This window comes from Rahnella perminowiae (genome assembly GCF_019049755.1).
Taxonomy (GTDB): Bacteria; Pseudomonadota; Gammaproteobacteria; order Enterobacterales; family Enterobacteriaceae; genus Rahnella; species Rahnella perminowiae.
In genome coordinates this window covers 1-550 of record NZ_JAFMOS010000064.1, presented here as the reverse complement: position 1 = coordinate 550, position 550 = coordinate 1, and the positions used below count along the sequence as shown (strand labels likewise).

1 protein-coding gene is annotated in these 550 nt (G+C 36.9%); it reads left to right on the top strand.

Features of this window, described 5'->3' with window-relative positions:
* Positions 1–117 precede the first annotated feature (117 nt).
* Positions 118–550 (top strand): DUF3289 family protein (locus J1785_RS00325; protein ID WP_217218525.1); only part of this gene is annotated, 433 nt, incomplete at its 3' end.

Here is a 550-nt window from a genome sequence, read left to right as displayed (position 1 = left end):
AATATACATTCAGCACGTCAATTAAAAGGAATTATGATGTCGCAAATCAGATTACCTGCTGTGATATATTCAACAGCCCCGGGTATAAAATCCTCAGATGATATGAAATAGGGTGATATGACAGAGCAGCGGCTCAGATCGTTCTACCATCTGACTGATGTTTCAACAAAAGTAAACCCTTATACCTTCACCAAAAAAGAAGAAATAAAGCTTTCTCCCTTTATGGATTACAACTTTCCCGACAGGCCATCCTCATCAGTTGTCGATCCTTTTCACTATGCTTCATCAAATTTTAAACATTATTATGAGGAAAGGAAAAAAATACTGACGAAGCAGCAATGTGCCGCCATTCTGTTTGATGAGATGCGGGCCCTCTCTAAGCCTTTTGCTTTATATGGTATTTACAGCGGGTTGATTGTGAAAATGATTAATCATATGCAAAATAACAACGGACTGCCTTTCAGAGACTCTCTTTTAAATATGGCACTGAAGGATCAGATTAGTCATGATTTTTCTGTAAATAGCACTTTAAAAACAATTAAAACTGTTC